Source organism: Paenibacillus lentus, from assembly GCF_003931855.1.
In the GTDB taxonomy this organism is placed as follows: domain Bacteria; phylum Bacillota; class Bacilli; order Paenibacillales; family Paenibacillaceae; genus Fontibacillus; species Fontibacillus lentus.
Genome location: NZ_CP034248.1, coordinates 1,245,472 through 1,267,716, shown reverse-complemented (window position 1 = coordinate 1,267,716; position 22,245 = coordinate 1,245,472). Strand labels below are relative to the sequence as shown.

Here is a 22,245-nt window from a genome sequence, read left to right as displayed (position 1 = left end):
GCTCTCTTGTCTGTAAAAAATACGTTGCGAAAAAGAGGTGCGATATGTTCAAATTGGGGAGAAAATGGGCAGAAAGATTAGAATTCGGCGCCTTTACGTTACCTGTTCTAATCAGTATTATAGCCGTATTCTATTATCCGTTTATGTTGACGATTCGCTATTCCTTAACCAAATGGAACGGGATATCTAAAAACCCGCAATTCGTTGGATTGGACAACTTCAAACAAATTTTCAGCGGGGATGCCAACTTCTTGAACGCAAGCTGGTTCACGATTAAGTACGCGATATTGTACATCGTGCTCGTGAACGTGCTGGCAATTCTGCTGGCGCTTGTCCTCGATATGAAGATGAAGTCCACGACCTGGCTGAGAGCTGCTTTCTTCATTCCTTACATTCTTAGCTTGGTTATCGTCGGCTTCATCTGGAAGTTTATCTTCATGCAAGGCTTCGAATCACTCGGGGCAAGCACAGGCTGGGGCATATTCAAGCTGAGCTGGCTCGGGGAACCGAATCTTGCTTTTATATCCGTCTTGCTCGTCTCGATCTGGCAGTCGGTTGGTTTCTATCTCGTCATTTACATCGCCGGATTGCAATCGGTTCCAGAAGACATGAAGGAAGCGGCAAAAGTGGACGGAGCTGGCCCTGTTCGCCGATTCTTCAGCATTACACTGCCATTGCTAGCTCCATCCATCACGATTTCCGTCTTTATGGCGCTAACGAACTCGATCAAAGTATTCGATGTCATTCTGTCGCTTACAGGCGGCGGTCCTGGCGGCACGACCTATAGCGTGGCTTACGATATTTACCGCGATACGTTCCAGAACAACCTGTACGGATATGGTACAGCCAAGGCACTCATTCTGTTCGTTGCTGTGCTAATCATTACTGTAATTCAATTGACGATCTTCAAACGCAGGGAGGTTGAGGCATAATGAAGAGCAAGAAGGCAGGACGCATCGTTTTTGAAATATTTATGATCATTCTTTCGCTGCTGTTCTTGTATCCGTTGTTCTTGACCATTATTAACTCTTTGAAGAGCTTTTCCGAAGTCATGACGGATGTGATAGCTCTTCCGAAAAGTTTGGCCTTTGAGAACTACAGCTACGTGTGGAAATATATCAACTATCCGAGATTGTTCCTGAACAATACGGTAATTACCGTGATTGGACTGGCCGGGATCATCCTGATCTCCTCCATCGCGGCATATAAGCTGGCTAGAACAAAATCCAAAACGAGCAACCTGATTTATTTCATCTGTATCATGCCAATGCTCATTCCGTTCCAATCGATTATGCTGTCTGTGCTGCAAATGGCGAAAAATCTGAACCTTTCAGACAGCACCTGGGGTCTCGGCATCCTGTATTGGGGCTTTGGCGCACCCCTGGCCATGTTCATCTATCACGGCTTCGTGAAGGGAGTTCCGAGGGAAATCGACGAGAGCGCGACGATTGATGGCGCTTCCGGCTTCAGCTTATTCTTCCGGGTGATCTTCCCGCTGCTAAAATCTGTAACGACTACGATCGTCATTATCGACGTCATGTGGATCTGGAACGACTTCCTGCTTCCGCTTCTGATGGTCAACGGCTCTCCAAGCACGAAGACATTGACGCTGGCCGCCTATACCTTCGTAGGGCAGTACACCTCGGATTGGCAATATGCGATGACCGCAATGGTTATGGCCGTGCTCCCATCCATCATCGTGTTCATGTTCCTGCAGAAGCACATTGTTAAGGGCGTTGTGGCCGGAGCGGTCAAAGGCTAAACAATACAAGCATCTTTTACGACAGCCTAAAGAGCGCCGGGTTCTGCGGTTTAATTCCGCTGCCCGGCGCTCTTCTTTTTCTGCTTCCAGCTATCTCTTCCTGCGTAAATGATGCAAGTCCACGCAACAGCTATTTATTGACCTTATGGAGTAGAAGCGAAATGATTTGACAACTTTCTGCCCGATTCAATTTTTCATGCGGCATGAATAATTGACCACCACGGCCCTTGGTTAAGCCAAACTCCGTTGCAGCAAATACCGCATCCTTAGCCCAGTCGCTTATTGTATCGGCATCTTGAAAAATACCCCTTTCATTTGCCATAGCGTTTTGCCCTGTGTAGAATTTGTAAGCTTTGAGAATCATGATGGCCATTTCTTCCCGGCTCAAGGTTTCCTCTGGTGCAAATACATCCGTGGTTCTTCCTGACACGATTCCCGCCTCAAATGCCGCGGCAATGGAAGAAGCGTACCATTTCGTAGGTTCAACATCCTTGAATACATTTGGCTGAGTAGATTCTATTCCAAATGCCCGGGTAATAAAAGTGGCGAACTCAGCTCTCGTTACGCTTTGCTTCGGAGCAAATTTCGTATCGCTTATACCGAAGACTACTTGTTTCGCAGCCATCTCTTTAATGACGTCATGTGCCCAATACGACTCGTTGACATCTTCAAAAAGTTTGTCATATTTAAGAACAGCAAACCTACCGAGATATCTTACATCCGCAGTAAACTTCTCGCTTCCATACATTCCGCCCGCATATCCTAGTCTACCGTAATCATCAACAAAGTAGATGCCGGTCAGATCCCGATGAGAAGTCTCTTTTGCACTCAGCCTGATTGTGATCGGTTTGGGGAATTTATCAAGCTGCAGAGCTTTTCCATCGGCTTTCACTATAGATAATTTGAAATCGTAAATACTTCCTAGAGCAGTTATATCCGCTTTACTCTTATGCTCCATACGCTCAAGCAGGGCTTTCATTTGATCTGAAGATAATACATCCATTTCAAAAGAAATTTGCGCCTGTCCAAGCTCATCGTTCGGAACCAACCCCTGCAATTCTTTTAATACCTCTGCTGGAACTTCAATCTCTATATCCGTATTTTTAATCTTTAGAGCATTCTTGCCGTCATTTGCCGCCATTGTAACCGGGAATAGTACCTGCCGTTCATCCCTTGTCGCTACGAATGACAAGCTGCTCCGACTATTCGGTTTGATATCCGAGATGACCTTAGAACTCCCAGAGTTTACAGGACTCCCCGAATAACCTGGACCTGTTGGTACAATACCCTTTTTCACCTTAACCGGTACGTTGAAATCATCGACATTAATATGACCAAAGTCGCCTGTGGATTGGTCAACCACCTTAATGTAAAGCTCCTCGCCGATATAATTCGACGCATCCCAGATTTTCCGTTGATATTCCTCGTAATTGGTCGCTGTCTCTTTAAATAACTCTTTGCCGTCCGATGCCCGAACCAATGCAACATACAGACGCTCTATATCCCGGCCACCGCTGATAAGGAAGTTGATCTTACCGTTCCCGCCAAGGATGAAATTTTGCGATCTTAACGTTCCCGTTAAGCTGTCGCCGCCAGCTTGCTCGTTGAAGCCCCACAAATGATAACCACCCGGAATTTTGCGCGACGGGTTAAAATAAATGGTGTCCCAGAATAACTCTTCATTGCTCACATGAACATTCTGGAAGGCGTCTCCTTCCGTAATCCAACCTGTTAAGTCACCTGTAGCAAAATCATGGTTAGGCAGATCCGTAATGTCTGTATACACAGAATTGTCCCAGTTATCAGGCACATAGACTGGCGCAGCTGGTTCACCTGTTAAAGCATTCATCTCCCAGACTTCCATCGATTTGACAGTAATATCGTTATCGGCCCAAACCTGCAAGCCTAGGGAGTCGTATCTCCCAACATAGACGCGTGTAGTCAGCTTTTTCTTGTAATTTGCAAAGGCTTCAACGACAGAACGATCGAGGAAGATATGCAGTTTCAAGTTCTCTCCGTCAAGATCTACGTATCCGCCTTGAACGCCGTCTACACGCACATCCGGATCAATGCTGCTTTTGGTTCGATCCACATTAAAGGTTCCGTCCGTCTTGTCATAGTAAATTAGCGTTTCTTCTTCGCCATTTTCGGAGCGTCTCACCTTAAGACCGAATTTTTGAGCCTCATGCGGATCAATTTCCATCACAATCTCCAGCATGTCACCTCTGACGTTCTTGATCAATTGATTGGCAGTCTCCAGATTTACGTCAGAAAAATCAACCCATTTATTGCTGCGGAGACTCTGCAATTCTTGAATTGGCTCGATACGCAACTCATCTTTCTCATCCAGGCTTAATGAAACCGGCAAGGCCAAATTATGAGCCCATCCGGATTGATATTCGGCTTGCGGCGTTCTTGCATTTTGCACCATGGAGAATACAATCGTTCTTCCATCAGGTGAGACCAAACCGCTCTCTGCGGTTAAATATCCGTCACCTACATCCATTTTGGATGGGGCCTCTTGGTCTGGAATAAACTTAAAGTTATCCCTATCCCAAATCCCAATCCAATAAAAGACCTGAACATCTCTTTGCACATCGTTCATTGGAGGAACATGCTCCGGCTTTTCATGCGGATTAATGATGAAAATATGTTTGGGCTCCCCCCTACTATTCTTGCCTAATGGCAATAATACTGGCAGTTCCCATACTGTACCCAACTCGGGATAAAGGCCTCTGTCACTCACATATAAAGGCCCCTTATACTCCCAGTTGTACATGTCATCGGATACATACACCAGAGCTGTGCCACTACTATAATCCTGGAGGCCAGACGTTACTAACTGATACCACTTGTCCACCTCTTCATCGTACCAGACGAACGGATCGCGAAACTCATTTGGTATGCCGATTCCGTTCTGCTCCGTTACAGGGTCTGGATACTTCACCCATTTCTCTAAGTAAGGATCGTGCAAGTCATCTGGGGTGGCAATTGCTGTTCTCTGATTCGGCGACAGCGAGTCGTTGCCTGCCGTGTAGAATAGAACAGGATTGCCTTCTCGGTCATACGCCGTGCTGCCTGACCATACTCCATCCGGGTCAAGATTGCCCGCCCCGGGCGCAAGAGCAGGTCTTACATTTTCCCAATGCACCATATCGTCGCTCACCCAATGTCCCCAATGGATTTGGTGCCAGAAAGGACCTTGAGGGTTATGTTGATAAAATAAATGGTATTTTCCGTTATAATAAATCGGTGCATGAGCTTCATTCATCCAATTTTGCGGGGGCATTGCGTGATACTGGGGACGATGTTGATCTCCATCAAACACACTTGGATCCTCATCAACATCCGCATTCATTATTTCCGGAATCGAACCACCGTGAAGCGTTCTCACATTCTCATACTCAGCAAGTATCTCTTGGCTAGTAAGAGCTTTATTATGCAGCTTCACTTCATCTATGAGCCCGCTGAACATATTGAAGGAGAACAAGCCTGCGAACTCTACCGGTCTATTATTCTTTCCAATTAAAAGACTTTCCGCAGATGGTGTGATCGGAACGTTCACAGGGGTTGCCTGGGAAGCCACTTCTTCACCATTTAGATATAGCTTAATCATTCCTACTTCTTTGTTGAATGTAGCTGCAACATAGTTCCACTTGTATTTTTCCAAAGGGTGATCCTTCACCCATACCTGTACCCACTGGCCGCCAATCCCGACCTGCATGGACCAACTACCATGCCGATACATTCCAAGTGCAAAGCCTTCCGCTTTATCCTGATCGGATTGATTAACGATCGCAGACAGCTTATTTCCGTCACCCCATTCATAGCTGCGTGGTGCGACCCAAGCTTCGATAGTAAACTCATCGCTTACAGGCACAGTATCTTTTGCATCAACATCAATAGAGCTCGAGTATCCGTCAAATAATAAGGCACCGCCTTTTACTCCGCGCGGAGTCCATCGTGGATCCTTTGATTCCATGTATCTAGCATTATTAAATACATAATTCACATCAAGCTCGAGATTACGCACTTTTTCCAACGCTTTCTTTCCTGCTCCTTCATCAAAGCTTAAATAGAATATGGTGCCGACTCCACGAGCTTGGAAATCATCTATGGCAATGCTAGCTTCATTAGATTGATCAACAACCTTTAAAAAGAGTTTCTTGTTATAGTGTTCCTGCACATTCCAGGAAATTCTCTCATTCGCGCTGATATTTCCGGTTTTCATAAGCAATGTGCTGCTAGTCGCATCGAATAGTGCAACATAGGCGTCTTCCGGTTTGATAACATCTACAATCGTAAAGTTAATTGTTCCGGCTCCCTGAAGCGTAAAGGTATTAGAAGCGATGGAGCCCTGTCCTTCTAGGGAGGATTTGGCATAGAAATCCCCTGTTTTACTAGCATGAGCTTCATCGGTCACTTGAAAGGCATCCCCTTCAACCGTCCACCCCTCGAAATCTCCACTCTCAAAACCGCGATTTGTAATTTCTGTCGGGATAATGTTTTCTGCCATAATCCCCTTTTCCGGTACGACTTCATGGAAGGTGTGGAATGCGTCTGCAAAAATTACTCCCCAGTCAGACACTGCATTATCAACGATTTCGAGATACATTTTTTTGCCGATATACTTGGAGAGATTTGCCTTATATTGCTCCATATTCGCCAGTCTCAGACCCTGCACCGGATCAGGGAAGTTAATGTCGGCAAATGCGCTATTACCGTATCGGGCAATCAAATTTCCCGTTTCCGCTTCGATGACGCTCACATACACTTGATCCATACGTTTGCCTCCACCCAATCTAAAGGTAATCCAGCCGCTGCCGCCCAGCTCGAAAGTGCTAGAACGAAGTACACCTGTCGCAGATTCAGGATATTTCCAGCCGTTTAAATGATAAGCGCCTTCCTGGTTATACGGTATTTTCTCCGCCCACCAAGTCGTTTCGTCGGATACGCTATTTGGACCAAACGCTTCGCCTCCCTCCATCGTCCATCCCGTCAAATCTCCAGTTTCAAAGCTCGGATTCTCGATTTCGTAGCGTTTAAAATCCGGCTTGATATCCGTCGCCACAATTCCTTCTGCTGGTTCGGATTCATGGTGCATGAAGAGCGCGTCGGCAAAAATCAGTCCCCAATCCGAGGTTGCATTATCGACAATTTCTATATACATTTTTGTGCCTAAATGTTCCGAGAGATCCGCCTTGTACTGTTCCATATTGGCAAGCCGCATGCCCTGCTCGGGATTCGGAAAACTAACGTCGGCAAATGCAGTATTACCGTATCGGGCAATGACTTCTCCCGTATCTTCAACCACAATATTCATAAATACTTTATCCGTGTTTTTCCCACCCCCAAGTTTGAAGCTGATCCAGCCGCTGCCGCCCAGCTCGAAAGTGCTGGAACGAAGTACACCTGTGGCAGCCTCGTCATATTTCCAACCATTTAAATGATAAGCGCCTTCCTGGTTATACGGTATTTTCTCCGCCCACCAAGTTCCTTCGTCGGATACGCTATTCACACCGAATGCGTTACCTGCGATAACGCTCCATCCCGTCAAATCTCCAGTTTCAAATCCCGGATTCTGGATTTCATATACGGCATCCGAAACTGACAATCCAATGTCAGGCTTATGGGTAAGCGTTTCCATAACAACAAATTGATTTTCAGCTGTTGCTGAAATTCCAGGTGAAATAAGCTGAAGAGCGAGAACACATATAATCATTCTGGAAATCCAAGGATTTTTACTTTTGACATTCCTCATTCAAGAGCCTCCATCATTCGTATTCATACAAATATCTAATTTCGAAGCCATCCCGTTGTTAAAGATGACTCATACAAGCAGGATATTAATAAAGCGCTTACAATCTGCTCGATGCAGTATTCTACAGGCATATCCTTCTTTGCAAATGGTAAGGAGCGCCGAAGCGCTCATCCTACCAAATCGATTGCATATTCCAAATATCCAAAGATTTAACGAACAAGTCCCCATCTCCCCAAATCTCAAGACCCAACGCATCTTTGCGGGTGGGATATACACGGGTTGTGAGACTTTTCAATCCGTTTGCATAAGCCTCAACCATGGAGCGATCCAAATAAATGTGAAGCTTTAGATTTTCTCCTAGCAGTTCCAGCTTGCCGCCCTGAATCCCTCCACACTTTTCTCCTGGGTGCAACGTCGTTTTCGTTCGGTCGGCCAAGAACATTGATTGACTCGAATCGTAGTACAGCAATGTTTCTTCTTCTCCTTCCGGCGTACGCCGGACCTTAATTCCGAATTGCTTAGCGCTGCCAGGCTCTATTTCCAATTGAATCTCAAGCATGTCGCCATGAACATCCTTGAGCAGAACGTTAACCTCAGCCATTGACTTGTCTCGAAGGGATATTCGCTGGTTGCCACGCAGCGATTGAAGCTCTTGAATCGGCTCGATTCCAAGCCTCCCGTCATCCCGTAAATAAACGCTTAACGGTAAGCCACCGTTATGCGCCCAGCCCGATTTATATTCCAGTTCAGATGTTCGGTCGCCTTGGGCTATTGTAAAGATGATCTTTCTGCCGGTCTTCGGATCAACCATGCCGCTTGGGCCAGTAAAATGGAAATCACCGACGTCTATCAATTGAGGCTCCTCTTCATCGGGAATAAATGAGAGATTCTGCTTGTCAATTTGCCCAATCCAGTAGAATACCTCGACATCCGCACCTTCTCCCACTGGACTGACTAGTAATAGGTGCTTGTTCACCCCGTGCTTGTCGCTACCCAATGGAAGAAGCACGGGGAGCTCCCAAATAGGTCCGAGATAAGGAAACTTCTGAATATCCGCTTTAAAAAATGGCCCTTTGTACACCCAGTTCATCATATCCTGCGACGAAAATGCCAGCGCTGCTCCACCTTCGCCTTCAATCCCCGACCCAACCAAAGCAAACCAACCGTCATCGTCTTTCCATACGAACGGATCCCGGAAATCCCCGAATGCGCCCATGCCCCTCTTCTGCACAATCAAGGGCTCCGGATGTTTGACCCAGTGAACCAGATCCGAGTCTCCGTCCATAGTATAAGTGCTTCGAGCGAGCGCGACGCTCTGATTCGGAGAAGCACTATCATTAGCCGCCGTAAAAAATAGAACTGGAAGGCCGTCTGCATCATATGTCGCGCTTCCCGACCAGATCCCATCGGGTGCAAGCAAGTCCTTCTCAGGCGCCAGGGCTACAGGAAGATCACGCCAATGTACCAGATCGTTACTGACCCAATGCCCCCAATGGATCTGATGAAAAAACGGCCCGAGCGGATTGTGCTGATAAAATAAATGATATTTCCCGTCAAAATAGATCGGCGCATGGGGTTCGTTCATCCAGTGTGCCGGCGGACTGACATGATATTGCGGCCTGTGCCGATCCGAAAGCAGAGGCGTCCGATCCAACTTGATCTCATCATACTTTAATTGAGGCTGAACTCCTTCATGGGCGGAATCCAGCACATACTGATAAGCAGCAGCTACCTCTTCCGCGTTCAAAGCACGATTATAAATCATAAGTTCATCCAGAATACCACTAAACATATGGAGACTGAATACCTCTGACAGCATACTGCTGTGATTATTTTTACCGATGAGCAAATCTGTGTCCGCCGCCTCAGCCAAACGTGATCCCCGAGGCAAGGTAGAAGATGCGATCTCCTTGCCGTTTAGGAAAAGCTTCATCTCCCCTTGATTTCCATCGAAGACAGCATTCACGTAAGACCATTCATTCTTAGGTAGTTCATAGCCATCAGGCGACCACAGCTCCTTCCATTCTCCTCCTTCCAGTCCAACTTGAAAGGACCAGGTGCCGTGACGAAACATACCGAGCAGATATCCCTGCTTACGATCCAGATCATAACGGTTCACAATGGCGGCCAATTTACGCTCATGCCCCCATTCGTAAGAACGCGGGGCTACCCATACTCCTATACTTAGCGCAGATAGATATTCGGGGTTGTCGGCCGCGTTGCCCTCTTCAAAAGAATGGGTAATGTAAGTCGAGTAACCGTCGAACGAGAGGCCGCTTCCCAATACCCCCGGTCTCCACTGCGGATCGCAAGGTTCAGTAAACTCCGCCTGATTAAATACGTACTGAATATCATCCTGGACTTTGGATATCCCCTCCAAAGTGCTCGTCCCTGCTCCTTCATCAAAGGCCCAATACATCATCAGGCCCGGATCATCTCGTCTTTCGTTCATGCCTCATCCCCCCATAACATCCGGTCAGTCATCTCTTGGGAAATATGAACAGATTTAAGAGCATAGATATGAAGCGAGTTTACTACGGCCTGTCCTGATTTTGTGCTTATTCCAACTTGATCAATCGGAGCATCAGGGAAAATTTGATCCGTCAGGGCAACCAGTCCGTTATTTGCATACACTTCAACCGCATTGCGATCCAACCAGATATGCAGCTTAATCTTTCCATTCTCCGGAATCACCCTGGCACCGTGCTTGCATGCAAATGACGGGTGGAAATCAGTCAGACCCGATTTCGAGCGATCGATGAATAGCCATTGATCCGCAGGGTCATATCCGATAATAATCTCACTCTGTTCGGAGGATTTCATTATGATATGAACCGCGTCCCCAGACAGAATATCGATATCCGCTTCAATCTCCAGTAGCTCATCGTTTGTTTTCTGCATAAAAGGAATCTGTGGTGTAACCATCACATTATTCCAGCTCAAACATTCTTTTCGCAGCTGCTCAATTTCTCGAACAGGCATTTGGATCAGGACAATGTCTCCACCCCGATTGGTCAATGATAATGAACGTGGCAGCGTCATTGCTCCTCTCCAGATTTCGGTAGGTGTCTCGTTGGCATATTTCCAGTTACTCATCCATCCGATGATCACGCGCCGTCCATCTTGCTCAGGTATATCTGACCAAGATACCCCTGCATAATTATCCCTACCATAATCTAGCCACTTAATATGATCTGGCGAGTTGTCGTTAACGAACGTATATCCATCGAACTCTCCAATAAAATACTGCGTGCGTGAGCCTTCTGGGCATGAGGGATTATCCCCTATGCTTATGATAAGTACCCATTTCGAAATCCCACTGCCATCTACAGGCAACTCAAAGAGATCCGGGCACTCCCAAACCCCATCATGGGAGCCTTCTCCTTTGCCGAATTCGCTCGAGAACGACCATTCACGCAAATTCTCTGATCTATAGAATCGAACTCGATCTCCCGCGACAATGACCATAACCCAGCATTCACTTTGCGAGTGCCAAAATACCTTCGGATCCCGGAAGTCAACTAAATCATGCTCGACGAGAATAGGATTCCCCTCGTATTTATGCCAGGTTCGGCCTTTATCGCTGCTGTAAGCCAAACTTTGCCGCTGACGCGGTTGTTCGGTCTCAGGGCATGTATCCGCATGGGTGAAAAGCGCCACCAATCCATGAGAACCCTCGAACAATCCACTGCTGTTGTTCCAATCAACAACACAGCAACCAGAGAAAATGGCTCCATGTTCATCCGGGAACAGAGCGATAGGCTCATGACGCCAATGAACCAAATCTTGGCTTATTGCATGGCCCCAGTGCATTGGCCCCCATTTGTTACTATAAGGATGGTGCTGATAAAATAGATGATACTCCCCTTCGTAATAAACCAACCCGTTTGGATCATTCAACCATTGAGCTGGAGGCGAAAAATGAAATCCCGGTCTGAATCTATCATGATTGTGCTGTTGATTTGAATGGATCATATGATTTATCTCATTTGTAGTCGGCATTGACTGAATAGCTCCCTTCCGTGTCGTTACTAAGGCACCACCGGCATTAGCAAAAGTCAGCATATGGATCATTTGCTGTTTCGTCAGCTGATTTAAAGAAGTTCCAGCCATTAATATTTTGTATAGCAAGCACCCCAGAAAAGCATCACCCGCTCCCGTCGTATCGATGCTCTCTACCTGAAAACCCGAGACAAAACCGTCATGACCAGCCATCCTGTAATAGCAGCCTTTCTCAGCTAAAGTTACAACGATCAAATCGATGTCATATTGTTGTTGCAGCTCTAGCGAACCCTTTTCCACATCCGTTGTCCCGGTTATAAAGTAAAGCTCTTCTTCCGATATTTTCAGGATATCGGCATGATTTATGCCCCAAAGGATATGCTGTCTAGCCTCCTCTTTGCTCTCCCATAATGAGAACCGGAGGTTGGGATCGAATGATAGCAAGATTCCCGCCTCTCTAGCCTTGAGAACGGCCTCTCTTGTTGCTGTTCGGGCTGGCTCATGGGTCATCGACAAAGAACCAAAATGCATGACTCGGCAGTTTTCTACCTTATCGACTGGAATATCACTCGAACGTAACAATGTATCCGCTCCCGGTTTCCGGTAGAAGCTGAACGATCGATCTCCTCTGTCATCCAAATGAACAATAGCCAACGTTGTATTCGCTTCATCCGTATCGGAGAGCGCAGACACGTCAACACCACAACTAATTAAAGTATCGCGTAGCAATGAACCAAAATGATCTTTTCCGATTTTGCTAATCAAAGCCGATCTAACTCCTAAACGGGCTAACGCAACCGCTACGTTAGCCGGAGCCCCTCCAGGGTTGCATTCGTACTGCTCGTTGCCTCCCGTTGTACGGTCTGCCGGAGTAAAGTCTATTAACACTTCCCCAATAGCTACTACATCAAGCACGATTTCTCCCCACCTATCTCTATTTGTTGATACATATTTTAATGATTACTATTACTTTAAAGTCTCGTTATACCGATCTAGACCTGTTTGATAAATTTCCATCAACTCGTTGAGACCCATCTTCTCCAGTGTCTTCACATAGTTGTCCCACTTCTCATCCACGCCACCCTCGACAATAAACTTGCCTCTTTGGGTATTTGCATATTTAATCAGTTCCGACTCAATCTTATTGATTTTGTCCAGTTCCTCCGGCTCGAAGAAAATGCTAGGATAGTTTTCCTTCTCCATATACGGGTTATAGTATTGCTCTAAGTCTTCAGACCGCTGCTTGGCCCTGGGCTCCAAATCAACAATTTTACCGAAATCTTCAATGGTGATAACGCCAGGCCCGCCTGAACCTGGGGCTACTTTCTGGCGAAACTCGCCTGCGGAAGTTCCCTCAGGAAGCGAAAGGTTAACCAATTTTCCATTCTCGTCTTTCTTGAAAACAACATCCAGCGGGCCCCAGTGAATTTGAGCCGCCATATAAGGTTCATACTGCTGATCAATCCAGCGCATAGTGATCTCCGGATAGCGGTTCTCTTTCGTAATTACGAAGGCACCTCTTCCCGGACCGCCGCCATTGCTGCGGCCGATCGTTTGATCTCCGTGTGGGCCTTTCAATGGAGACAACAGAACATAGTCCTGACTGCGCTCCGGCCCGACAACCTCTTCGACCTCCCACCAGATGTAGGAACCAAGCGTTTCATCCGTTGTTTTGCCCTTTGCCAAATACTGAGCCGCATCTTGAGTGAAGGATTCAGGATCTATCAAGCCCTGCTTATACCACTTTTCATGAAAATATTTCAAAGCTTCCTTATATTCAGGCTGCGTAGCGGTAAAAATCACCTTCCCGTCTCGAACGATCCGATGCTCCAAGTTATCCGGAAGACCAAAAGCTCCGAATATACCACCAATGTCCATACACCATTGCATGTGCATAAAGCTGAGCGGGATTTCATCCGGCTTACCGTTCCCGTTCGGGTCCTGCGTTTTAAAGGCAAGCAAAGCTTCCGTGTATTCCTCTAGCGTTTCCGGCACTTTCAACCCAAGTTTATCAAGCCACCGTTTATTGATGACGTGGAAGAAGGGATTGGTTCCTAGGTTATTCTCTTCCCACGTCGGTAGCCCATAAATATGTCCATCCGGCGCTGTGATCGATGATTTAATGTCAGGTCGGCGTTCAAAAAGCGCTTTCAAGTTAGGCGCATATTGCTCAATTAATTCCTCCAGCGGAATAATAGTTCCATCTTTTCCGTAATTGATTAGTTCGTAATCCGTGAAGTCCGCTCCGTAAAAAGCGTCCGGTAAATTTCCGCTGGCCAGCAGCAAGTTCTTCTTCTCTGTATAATCGGTGTCCGGAATGTTCTCCCAGTCGATCTTCACATTTGTTTGTTCTTCCAACCGTTTAAAAATCTCCATTTGAGAGTATTCTGGAGCTAACGCTGCTTTTGGAGAAACTATTTTTAACGTCACCGGTTCGCTTACAATCGGAAGACCCTCTTTATTAAAGTTTACAGCCACGTTTAGATTTTCCGCCTGATTCTTGGAACCCCCGCCACCTGAACATCCACTTAGGGCAATTACCCCGGCCAACATTAGAAGTCCAGCACCTTTAATTATTGATCTCATTTATTAACCTCCCCATAAATCCTTCCATGTGAAAAAACAGCTTTGCTTCTCATAAGTAAACAACCTAAATATGTTCAGGCCTTCACATCCCCCCTTTCAAGCCTTATCTCTGTATCAACCCTTGATTGAACCGATCATTACGCCTTTAACGAAGTATTTCTGCAAAAAAGGATATAATAAGAGCAGCGGCAAGCTGGATACGATAATGACACCGTATTTGATTAGCTCGGTAACCCGCATTTTCGCCGCATAGGATTCCACATCGACCATCATGCCAGAGTTGACCTGATTCTGGACCAGAATGTTACGAAGGATCAATTGCAGCGGATATTTATTTTCATCATTCAGATAAATCAAAGCATCGAAAAAACCGTTCCAGAAGCCAACGACATGGTACAGCACCATCACTGCAAGGATAGACTTAGACAAAGGTAATACAATGCTCCAAAAAAATTTAGTGTTAGAACAACCGTCGATTGAAGCAGCCTCCCACATTTCATCTGGAATAGACGATTGAAAAAAGGTTCGTACAATAATGACGTTGAATACACCGCCAGCCCCGGGAATAACCAAGGCCCAGATCGTGTTCAGCATATGAAGATCTTTGATTAACAAATACGTAGGAATCAATCCACCGCTAAAAAACATGGTAATCATTAAGAACCACATAATGAACGTTTTCCCCACCAGATTTTTACGCGCCAACGGATAGGCCGCAAAAACGGTCACAGCTACGCCGATCAAGGTCCCTACACCTGCATATAAAATGGAATTGGCGTATCCGATCCAAATGGATGAATCGTTAAAGATTCTTACATATCCATCCAGCGTAAAGCCCTTCGGGAACAACCATACTTCCCCGGAATAGATCAAATTAGGATCACTGAATGAGGCAATCAGTACAAAATATAGCGGGAATAAAACAAGCAGCATGATTACGGTTAATACGGTATAGTTGATGACGTCAAACCACACGTCTCCCCTACTTTTTCTTTTTAATAATTCGTTCAAAGTGAGCCCCCCTACCATAAACTGGTTTCCGTCATTTTTTTGGCGACCCGATTGACGGTCACAATTAAGACAATGTTAATCATGGAATTGAACAAGCCAACCGCCGTTGAAAAGCTATATTGAGCCTTCTGAATACCCATCTCATAAACATAGGTTGGAATAATATTGGAGGTAGCGTAGTTCAAATCGCTTTGCATCAGAAATGCCTTTTCAAAACCAATACTCATAATATTGCCGAGTGCTAGAATCAACAGGATCACAATCGTCGGTAAAATACTTGGGATATCCACGTTCCATACCCGCTTCCATTTACTTGCCCCATCCATCGTCGCGGCTTCGTGTAATTCCGGATTAACCCCCGCGAGAGCTGCCAGGTAAATAATCGTTGAGAAGCCCGTCTCTTGCCAGATGCCTGACAATATATACAAGGGACGGAACCAACCTTCGTTAGCCATGAACAGAATAGGTTCCCCGCCTAACCAGGCAATGAAGTGGTTCACTATTCCGCTGTTGGGCGATAAAAAAACATGGAGCATGCCAACCAGCACAACGGTAGAAATAAAGTGCGGCGCATAAATAACGGTCTGGATAAATTTCTTATATCGCTTGCCAAGCATTTGATTCAGCATAATTGCAATGATGATGGGAGCCGGAAAGCTAAAAATTAGCGATAGAAAGCTGAGTGTCAGCGTATTATTCATAATTGTCCAAAAATTATAGGAATCGAAAAAATCAATAAAGTGCTGAAAGCCTACCCATTCGCTTCCCCATATTCCCCGGCTCGGCGAAAAGTCCTTAAAAGCGATTTGCACTCCGTACATTGGATAATATTTAAATACAAGATAAACGATAATTATTGGCAGCAAAAACAGGTACAGCTCATAATCGCGTTTCATTCGGCTCCATGTTTTACGACTGGGTTTGATCATAGGTTGTTCCCCCCGCTAATTTCTGATTTCATCTTGATACTTCCTTTCTCGTATGAACTTTTGCGATATTGAAACGTTTCCAATTTAGCTTGAGAAAAACGTCAATCTGCAATACCACACGCTGAGGCTGTCGTAGCAGTTGAGGTTTTTCTAATAAAGAAAAGTCTATTTAATCAAATTTATTAGGTAGTTTCACCTTGCCTAAATTTAACCGGAAGAAGATAAACTTCTCGATCCAGCACTTCACCTTCAATCTTTTTGTAAAGAAGCCTGATCGTCATACGCGCCATCTCTTCTACAGGCTGCCTAATCGTAGATAAAATAGGATGGAAATAAGGATGATCCTGAATGCCATCGTAACCAATGACCTTCACATCATCTGGAACACGGATCCCCTCTCTGCCTGCCCTTTCTATATATTTAGCAGCAAACATATCAGTTATGGCAAAAATACCGTCCACATCACGATGATTTTTCAAAAAATCCCCAAAATAGGCGTCGTCATCCACAACGGGATCCGGCTTTTCGTATACGATATAGTCGACACCTAACTTTTTTGCCTCATCGATAAAACCTTCTCTTCGGTTCATCGTTTCACTAAAAACAGAGGTGACGCTTCCTAGATAAGCTGGTTTCCTCGCCCCCGCTTTGACGAGTTCTCTTAGGGCCAAGCGCCCCCCTTCATAATTATCCGACGTGACGCATGTGATGTTCTTGTTGAAATGTCTATCGATGCTAACAATCGGAATATCATTGCTCACGTTATCTTCAATATCGTTGTACGTAATGCCTACAATACCTGCCACTTTATTCTGCTGAAGCATCTCCAGATAATACAATTCCTTTTCAGGTTTGCCACCGCTATTGCAAAGCATGAGCTTAAAGCCTTCCCGATCTAACTCATCTTCAATGTAATAAGCCAATTCAGAAAAAAAGGGATGCCAGATACTCGGGAGCAGTAGAGCTACCATCTTGGATTTCCGCATTTTGAAATTACGGGCAATCTCATTAGGAATATAATTCAACTCTTGAATAGCTTTCTCTACTTTTTTGCGTGTGGCAGGACTTACAGCGCCTGAATTATTAATAACTCGGGACACAGTTCCCACAGCTACCCCAGCTAATTTGGCTACATCTTTAATACTAGACATTTAACCCCTCACTTAAACTATTTGATTATTATAATAACACCAAGTTGGAAACGTTTCAACACTTTTTTGGAAACGTTTCAAGCTCAGATTGTTTAAACAACTCATTCAAGATAATAGCAGCAAAAATGCCGAATATTTTTATATGAGCCTAAATGAATACCTTCTCCCCTTTCTAGGTCACTTTCATGCAAGCATCCGCTTTGATACAATTCAATGAGTAACGAATATAACGAAAAGAGGCTGATTCCTGTGAGAGACGAAATCATCAACCGATTTACCTCTTATGCCCGCATCGATACACAGTCCAATGAAGACAACGAGATTTGCCCGTCTACTCCCGGACAACTCACTTTAGCAAGACAACTGGTTCGAGAGCTTCAAGAGATCGGCATGGAGGATGTCAGCATCGACGACAATGGCTATGTCATGGCCACCCTGCCCGGCAACACGGTCAAGGACGTACCAGTCATCGGCTTTCTAGCCCATCTGGATACGGCTACCGAATTCTCCGGCGCTGATGTCAAGCCGCAAATTGTAGAAAGCTACGACGGCGGTGACATTCTACTAAATGAAGCCGGAAATATCGTGCTGTCCCCTCGGGAATTTCCGGAGCTGCACAATTATAAAGGACATACACTGATTACGACGGATGGCACCACCCTGCTCGGCGCCGACGATAAAGCGGGAATTGCCGAAATTATGACCGCGATGGCCTATTTGATTAATCACCCTGAAATCAAGCACGGCACCATCCGAGTAGCCTTTACACCAGATGAGGAAATTGGGAGAGGCCCTGAACGCTTTGACGTAGCTGCCTTCGGCGCTGATTTCGCTTATACAGTAGACGGCGGGCCTTTGGGTGAGCTGGAATATGAAAGCTTCAATGCCGCCACCGCCAAGATTACGTGCAAAGGAATAAATGTTCACCCGGGAACAGCCAAGGGCAAAATGATCAATTCCACTAAAATCGCCATGGAATTTCATGCCCAGCTTCCGGCTGGGGAAGCGCCCGAGCATACGGAGGGATATGAGGGCTTCTATCATCTTTCTTCAATAAAGGGGGACGTCGAACAAACCCGGTTGCAGTACCTCATTCGCGATTTTGACCGTGAGCAATTTGAAGCCCGCAAGGCCAAGATGGAGAGCATCGCTGAAGAGCTCAAGGCAAAATACGGCCATGACAAAGTTGTCCTCGACATCCGGGACGAATATTACAATATGCGTGAGAAAATCGAGCCCGTCATGGACATCGTTCACGTGGCCGCCGAGGTGATGAGAAGCCTCGGAATCGAGCCTGTCATGACCCCGATCCGGGGTGGTACCGATGGATCTCAGTTGTCTTATATGGGGCTGCCAACGCCTAACCTGTTTACAGGCGGTGAGAACTACCACGGCAGATTTGAGTACATCTCGGTAGACAACATGTTGAAGGCAACCGAAGTCATTATCGGCATTGCAAGGCAATTTGAGGAGAAGGCGCAGTCATAAGCAGACTGCGCTTTTGCTTATAGGTAAAACTATGGGCGCGAGCGAGGGGCTTCAAGTCTTCGAAACAAATAAAGGAGCAAGTCTATAAATTAGAATTTAATTATAGCGTAATCGCTCCACTCCGCGGGCAGCAATCTGGCATAATGCGGCTGCAAATACCGGTCATCCACCAGCACCAGCAATCCAGTATCCTGCTCAGAACGAATGAGTCGTCCTCCTGCCTGCAATACCTTATTCATACCCGGGAACACATAGGCATAGTCATATCCATTTCTGCCCGTATGATCAAAATAGTCTCGCATAATATTCCGTTCCGGGCCGATTTGCGGCAGGCCTACGCCGACAATGACTACACCAGTCAAACGGTTCCCAACCAAATCGATGCCTTCCGAGAATATCCCGCCCATGACAGCGAATCCCACCAACGTCTCGCCACCATCACCTTCTTCAAAAGCTGCTAAATAACTCTCCCGTTCCTCCTCCGACATTTCACCATGCTGTAGAATCGTTTCTACTAGAGGATCTCCGGCCATGAAGCGCTCATAGACCATATTCATATAGGCATAGGAGGGAAAAAAGAATAAATAATTCCCCGGGCGTCCTTCTGTTAACTGCTGCAAATATGTTGCCAGCGGCTCCATCGTCAGTTCACGATCGCGATAACGCGTCGACAGAGGCAGTAGCACAACCTCCAACTGCTCGCTGGAAAAGGGAGATGGAATAGATACCGTATAATCGTCACGATCTGCTCCCAGCATATCTCTGTAGAAGCCGATTGGAGACAGCGTTGCCGAAAAATAAATATGCGAGCGATACCCCTTGCCCATTTCCCTCAGCAAATGAGAGGGATCTAGGCAAAATAGCCTTATCCGCAACTCCTGGCTGGAAATTTCCACGTACGTCACATAGCGCTCATCATACAGCTTCCCGATTTTAGCGAAGTTAACAGCTTCAAAATACGTCTCGAGCAGCAGCGATCCCGTCACCGGATTTGGGCGGATCGCGCCATTTGCCAGCTCGCGCTCGGCTTGCTGGATGAATGCTTCGATCAGCTGCAGCAACTCCTCCGGAGCCTCTCGCTGGATGAAGTGCTTCTCCTCCGCCTGCTTGCGCAGCCGTATAAAATAAGCATTCACCGCCTTGGCGGCTTCGAATACGCCCTTATTCACAGCCTTATACTCTCGCTGCACCGCAAGAAATGTCGATTTGCTAAGCAGGCTGGAGAACATCTCTCTGGACCGATCCACTAAATTATGCGCTTCATCAATCAGCAACGCAGTTTGCCGCTTCTGCTCGGCGAACTGCCTTTTCAAGGATACCCGAGGATCAAAAATATAATTATAATCGCAAATCACCGCATCTGCAGCGTAAGCCGCATCCAGCGAAAATTCAAACGGGCAGATGCGGTGCTTGCGTGCATATGCCTCTATGACTCCGCGTTGAATGAGCGTCTCATGACTGAGCATATCCAATATGGCTTCATTTACTCGGTCATAATAACCGTCAGCATAAATGCAATCCTCTTTCCGGCAGCTTACCTGATCCTGAAAGCAGATCTTCTCCTTCGCCGTAATAGTTACCGCGTGAAGATGCAATCCGCCAGCTCGCAGCCGGGCTAAAGCTTCCTCGGCAGCTGTCCGGGTAATTGTCTTGGCGGTGAGATAGAAGAAACCCTGCAGCAGCCCCGTTCCCATAGCCTTGACGGTCGGAAAAATCGTGGACATCGTCTTACCAATTCCCGTCGGCGCCTGAGCGAATAGCTTAACTCCTTCGGCGATACTCGTATACACCGATCCTGCCAGCTTCCGCTGCCCTTTCCGATAAGCAGGGAAAGGAAATGCCAAGCGATCGATGCTTGCATCCCGCTTTGCCCGATGGTGGTGCAGCATTTCAACGTAAGGCGCATACGCCTCAATCACGTCTATCACGAAGGCTTCCAACTGCTCGATCGTCATCGTTTGCATGAATCTTTTATGCTCTTCCGTATCCACCTGAACATATGTGAGCTGAATGTTCAGTTCAGGTATGTCATGAGTCTTGGCATACATATACGCATAGCATTTGGCCTGAGCCCAATGAACCGGAAAGGTGTCCGAATCAATCCCCTCCAGCTCCATCGCTGTTGACTTAATCTCATCGATTGTGATCGTCCCATCCTCATCCACTAACAGACCGTCACAGCGGCCATCTATGATGAATACGAACTCGCCATTGGGGATTTCTATAGACAAATAGACTTCCTTTTGATCCTGCTCGCCGTATTGCTTCTGTATCTTCTGATGCGCCTTCGTCCCTTCCGTCAGCGTGGAGGCGCTACGGAAGCCTCCTTCCAAGCTGCCGCCCCGGAATACATACTCTACAAGATGGCGGACAGCTATTTCTACCCGATGATTCACGAGCTCACCTACCGATCATTCAAAGAACATTCGTTCCCCATAGTATACCATGTGCTGCAGGTGTTAGTCGTTCAGTCTTCCTTAAAAACAAAAAAAACAGGCAGGTGGACACCTGCCTGTAACCTCGAACCCGTTATAACCGAATTACCGTCATCCAACGCAACAGAACTATTTAACTCTATCGACGCGAATATTGTAGTTGTAAGCATCGATCAGGCGAGACACTTGGGAAAAATAGCTGCTCATCATGTTATTATCGATATTGATGCTCGTATCCCGGGTCTCCAGAATCGTTAAAATATCCGTCGAGGCACCGATCACCTCTTGAAGGGCCCCGTCCATCTCTGGAAGCGTCGTCCAGGACTCTTGCTTTCTCCGTTTGGGATCTTCCGCATAGTCCATGAACTGATTCGCATCATCGACCAGCCTGTCGAATAGTACCCGGTATTCCTCTACGTTATAATCCAAAATATTCTCATCATAGATCTCCGCTTCAAAAAAAGCCTTCTCAATATCTTGGGCGCGCATAACGACACTGAGCGCATAGTAGCGAATTAAAAAGTCCTGCTCCTTCAGCGTCTCCAGATCCTTCAGCTTCTGCTGAGCGGCAATCTCGTCGAAATCATTATAAAATTGATCGGCCAAGGGCTCATATGTATAATATTGGGCAATGAATTGACTGTGCAATTCTCTACCTCTATGGAATTGATCCTCTATGTAGGATTGATCACGATAGTAATTGGAGATTTCCTCCATCGTATCCAACAAATCAAGCATGGCGGGCCCTAATTGAATAAGCGCTTCATCTGCCGCACCGTATGACGGCTCACCGGCGGCACGATCCACAGCCGTGTTTACCGTCTTTACCAATCCATCCAACCCCGGAACTGAGGTAAAGCTGTCGAAATCTTCACGAATATAAATTTCTTCGCTCATGCCAAATTCGTCCGTATAACTCTCGATGGCTCGATCAAACATTCCGCCCGTCATCATATTGTTCAAATTGATGTAAGCGCTGTATTTGGCAGCTGCATGCTCCTCTTCCACGCTTGCCCCGTTAACACTCGAGCTCATCTTGAACTCATCAATCAAGCTGCAAGAGGATAGCAGGACGCACAACAATATACTGCAAACTATGAGTTGTACCCGTCTCCCCATT

12 protein-coding genes are annotated in these 22,245 nt (G+C 46.3%); 3 read left to right on the top strand and 9 right to left on the bottom strand.

Annotated features, from left to right (window positions below; translation table 11 throughout):
* Positions 1-44 precede the first annotated feature (44 nt).
* Complete coding sequence (locus EIM92_RS05760; protein WP_125081868.1) at positions 45-932, top strand: carbohydrate ABC transporter permease; 888 nt, start codon at positions 45-47, stop codon at positions 930-932.
* Positions 932-1,762, top strand: a complete 831-nt coding sequence (locus EIM92_RS05755; RefSeq protein ID WP_125081867.1) for a carbohydrate ABC transporter permease — start codon at positions 932-934, stop codon at positions 1,760-1,762. Before EIM92_RS05760 ends, EIM92_RS05755 begins: the two co-directional genes overlap by 1 nt.
* Before the next feature lie 130 nt (positions 1,763-1,892).
* Here the strand turns inward: EIM92_RS05755 and EIM92_RS05740 are convergent, their stop codons facing one another.
* From EIM92_RS05740 to EIM92_RS05705, 7 genes are all read right to left on the bottom strand, one after another.
* On the bottom strand, positions 1,893-7,523 hold the full coding sequence (locus tag EIM92_RS05740) for an S-layer homology domain-containing protein (protein WP_246021207.1): 5,631 nt from the start codon (positions 7,521-7,523) through the stop codon (positions 1,893-1,895).
* 172 nt (positions 7,524-7,695) lie between these two features.
* Positions 7,696-9,975, bottom strand: a complete 2,280-nt coding sequence (locus tag EIM92_RS05730; RefSeq protein WP_125081866.1) for a GH32 C-terminal domain-containing protein — start codon at positions 9,973-9,975, stop codon at positions 7,696-7,698.
* A complete protein-coding gene (locus EIM92_RS05725) occupies positions 9,972-12,440 on the bottom strand; it encodes a PfkB family carbohydrate kinase (protein ID WP_125081865.1) in 2,469 nt (822 codons plus the stop codon). The genes EIM92_RS05730 and EIM92_RS05725 overlap by 4 nt, the downstream gene beginning before the upstream one ends.
* A 51-nt stretch (positions 12,441-12,491) precedes the next feature.
* Entirely contained in the window at positions 12,492-14,111 is a 1,620-nt protein-coding gene (locus tag EIM92_RS05720; RefSeq protein WP_125081864.1) for an ABC transporter substrate-binding protein, read from the bottom strand.
* A 114-nt stretch (positions 14,112-14,225) separates the two neighbouring features.
* A complete protein-coding gene (locus tag EIM92_RS05715; protein ID WP_125081863.1) occupies positions 14,226-15,122 on the bottom strand; it encodes a carbohydrate ABC transporter permease in 897 nt (298 codons plus the stop codon).
* A gap of 11 nt (positions 15,123-15,133) precedes the next feature.
* Positions 15,134-16,051 carry an ABC transporter permease gene (locus EIM92_RS05710; protein ID WP_125081862.1) on the bottom strand — a complete coding sequence of 306 codons (918 nt, stop codon included), beginning with the start codon at positions 16,049-16,051 and terminating at the stop codon, positions 15,134-15,136.
* A gap of 182 nt (positions 16,052-16,233) precedes the next feature.
* On the bottom strand, positions 16,234-17,202 hold the full coding sequence (locus tag EIM92_RS05705) for a LacI family DNA-binding transcriptional regulator (protein ID WP_125081861.1): 969 nt from the start codon (positions 17,200-17,202) through the stop codon (positions 16,234-16,236).
* Positions 17,203-17,451: 249 nt separating this feature from the next.
* On the opposite strand from EIM92_RS05705, the gene pepT reads away from it, so the two are divergent.
* On the top strand, positions 17,452-18,690 hold the full coding sequence (pepT, locus tag EIM92_RS05700) for a peptidase T (protein WP_125085018.1): 1,239 nt from the start codon (positions 17,452-17,454) through the stop codon (positions 18,688-18,690).
* An 89-nt stretch (positions 18,691-18,779) separates the two neighbouring features.
* Here the strand turns inward: pepT and EIM92_RS05695 are convergent, their stop codons facing one another.
* Both EIM92_RS05695 and EIM92_RS05690 read right to left on the bottom strand, forming a co-directional pair.
* The gene (locus tag EIM92_RS05695; protein WP_125081860.1) at positions 18,780-21,086 is read right to left on the bottom strand and encodes an ATP-dependent DNA helicase; all 2,307 of its coding nucleotides are present in this window, start codon (positions 21,084-21,086) and stop codon (positions 18,780-18,782) included.
* Between the two features lie 168 nt (positions 21,087-21,254).
* Entirely contained in the window at positions 21,255-22,160 is a 906-nt protein-coding gene (locus EIM92_RS05690) for a DUF3829 domain-containing protein (protein ID WP_164515040.1), read from the bottom strand.
* Positions 22,161-22,245: the final 85 nt, after the last annotated feature.